This is a genomic window from Pseudoxanthobacter sp. (assembly GCF_036822375.1).
GTDB lineage: Bacteria > Pseudomonadota > Alphaproteobacteria > Rhizobiales > Segnochrobactraceae > Pseudoxanthobacter.
Genome location: NZ_DAISHT010000325.1, coordinates 1 through 2,754, shown reverse-complemented (window position 1 = coordinate 2,754; position 2,754 = coordinate 1). Strand labels below are relative to the sequence as shown.

The 2,754-nt window shown below is 66.6% G+C and carries 2 protein-coding genes; both read left to right on the top strand.

The window, feature by feature from the left end:
* Nucleotides 1–782: aldehyde dehydrogenase family protein (locus tag V7067_RS17155; protein WP_334177104.1), on the top strand; the 782-nt coding region annotated here is incomplete at its 5' end.
* A gap of 9 nt (nucleotides 783–791) precedes the next feature.
* Nucleotides 792–2,462 (top strand): choline dehydrogenase, encoded by a 1,671-nt coding sequence (gene betA, locus V7067_RS17150; RefSeq protein WP_334177103.1) that lies wholly within the window; start codon nucleotides 792–794, stop codon nucleotides 2,460–2,462.
* The last annotated feature ends 292 nt before the right edge of the window (nucleotides 2,463–2,754 follow it).

Here is a 2,754-nt window from a genome sequence, read left to right as displayed (position 1 = left end):
AGGCCGGCACCGGCCGCAAGGTGATGGCCGACGCCGCCGGCACGCTGAAGCACGTGACGCTGGAACTCGGCGGCAAGTCGCCGCTGATCGTCTTCGACGATGCCGATATCGACGATGCCGTGTCCGGTGCCATGCTGGGCAACTTCTATTCCGCCGGCGAGGTGTGCTCCAACGGCACGCGGGTGTTCGTCCACGCCCGCATCAGGGCCGCTTTCCTGCAGCGGCTCGCCGCCCGCACCCGGCGCATGGTGATCGGCGACCCGCTCGACCCGAAAACGCAGGTCGGCTCGCTCATCTCGCACGCCCACATGGAAAAGGTGCTGGGCTACATCGAAACCGGACTGCGCGAGGGCGCGCAGCTTATCGCCGGCGGCCATCGCGTCACCGACGGCCGGCTTGCGGACGGCGCCTTCGTGGCCCCGACCGTGTTCGATGGCTGCACCGACGACATGACCATCGTGCGCGAGGAGATCTTCGGCCCGGTCATGTCCGTGCTGACCTTCACCGACGAGGATGAAGTCGTGGCGCGCGCCAACGCCACCGAATTCGGCCTGGCAGCCGGCGTCTTCACGAAAGATCTCGCCCGCGCCCACCGCGTGATCGCGAAGCTGGAAGCCGGCACCTGCTGGATCAATCACTACAACGTGACGCCCATCGAACTGCCGTTCGGCGGCTACAAGCTTTCCGGCCTCGGCCGCGAGAACTCGAAGGCGGCCATCGAGCACTATACGCAGATCAAGAGCGTCTACGTCAATCTTGGCGCCGTCGAGTCGCCCTACTGAGAGGCTGCCATGGCTGCGCAGGAAGACAAGACCTTCGATTATGTCATCGTCGGCGCCGGATCGGCCGGCTGCGTGCTGGCCGACCGGCTGAGTGCGGACGGAAGATTCAGCGTCTGCGTGCTGGAATTCGGCGGCTCGGACCGCGCCCTCATCATTCAGATGCCGGCCGCGCTTTCCATGCCCATGAACACCACGACCTACAACTGGGGCTATCACGCCGAGCCGGAAGACGCGCTCGGGGGCCGCTCGCTGCACTGCCCGCGCGGCAAGGTGATCGGCGGCGGCTCGTCCATCAACGGCCTCGTCTATGTGCGCGGCAATCCCATGGACTATGAGGACTGGGAGGCGCTGGGCGCACGCGGCTGGGGCTATCGCCACGTTCTGCCCTATTTCCGCCGGGCAGAAACCCGGCGCGACGGCGGCGACGACTGGCGCGGCGACCGCGGACCGCTGGCCACCCGCTACGGCCCGCTGAAGAACCCGCTCTACCGCGCCTTTGTGGAGGCCGGCGAGCAGGCGGGCTACGGCATCACCGGCGACATCAACGGGGCCACGCAGGAAGGCTTCGGCCGCATGGATATGACGGTGAAGAACGGCGTGCGCTGGTCGGCCGCGAACGCCTATCTGAAGCCGGCGATGAAGCGGCCGAACCTGACCGTGATCACCCATGCCCTTGCCACCCGCGTGCTGTTTGAGGGCCGCCGGGCGGTGGGGGTGGAATTCGAGCAGGGCGGCGTGCGGCGCAGCGTGCGGGCGGGCCGCGAAGTCATTCTCTCCGGCGGGCCGATCAACACGCCGCAACTGCTCAAGCTCTCCGGCGTGGGCGGTGCGGAGGAGTTGCGGAGCCATGGCATCCCCGTCGTGCACAACCTGCCGGGGGTGGGCGAGAACCTGCAGGATCATCTGGAGTTTTATTTCCAGGTCGCCTGCCGGCAGCCGATCACGCTCTATTCGTGGCAGGGCCTTCTCGGCAGGGCCTTCATCGGCGCGCAGTGGCTGCTGACCAGAAAGGGACACGGCGCCACGAATCATTTCGAAAGCTGCGGCTTCATCCGCTCGCGGCCGGGCATTCCCTATCCCGATATCCAGTATCACTTCCTGCCGCTGGCCGTGACTTATGACGGACAGGGGCTGGCCGCCGAACACGGCTTTCAGGCCCATGTCGGGCCGATGCGCTCCAAAAGCCGCGGCTGGGTCCGCCTGAAATCGGCCGATCCGCACGAGCATCCGCGCATCCGCTTCAATTACATGAGCCACCCCGACGACTGGACGGAAATGCGCGCCTGCGTGCGCCTCACCCGCGAGATCTTTGCCCAGAAGGCGTTCGATCCCTATCGGGGCCGCGAGATCCAGCCCGGTGCCGGTGTCGTCAGCGACGACGCCATAGATGCGTTCATCCGCGACAAGGTGGAGAGCGCCTATCACCCCTCGTGCTCGTGCCGGATGGGGGCGCCGGACGACCCGATGGCGGTGGTGGACCCGGAAACCCGCGTCATCGGCATGGAGGCGCTGCGCATCGTCGATTCCTCGATCATGCCGCGCGTCACAACCGGAAATCTCAACGCGCCCAGCATCATGATCGGCGAAAAGGGGGCCGACCACATCCTCGGCCGCGGCCTGCTGGCTGCCGCCAACGCCGGCTTTACACGGGCGGAGAACTGGCAGACCGCGCAGCGCTGAGGCGCGGCCGGAGCCTGCCCGCCGGAACACCCCGCCGGCCTTGCGCTGAATCGTCGTTCAAAGGTCGCAAACGCACAGGCGATTGTCGGTTTTACGCAAGAATGCCGACCCGACAAGCGTCACACTCCCTCTCACCGGCGGATGAGGCGCGGCAGCACGGCTGCCCGCCTCCCGCCCCGGGGCTTCAATTCTCGGGCGCTGAAACTCCCCTTGTTTCAAGATGTTATCAAGGCGGACGCGCTTCGACCGGAGGTTCGCGCCATGCGGAAATTCTCGTTGCCGACGCTTCTGA

Coding starts and splice junctions, on each gene's coding strand:
- betA (WP_334177103.1), top strand. CDS start 792: ATGGCTGCGCAGGAAGACAAGACCTTCGATTATGTCATCGTCGGCGCC.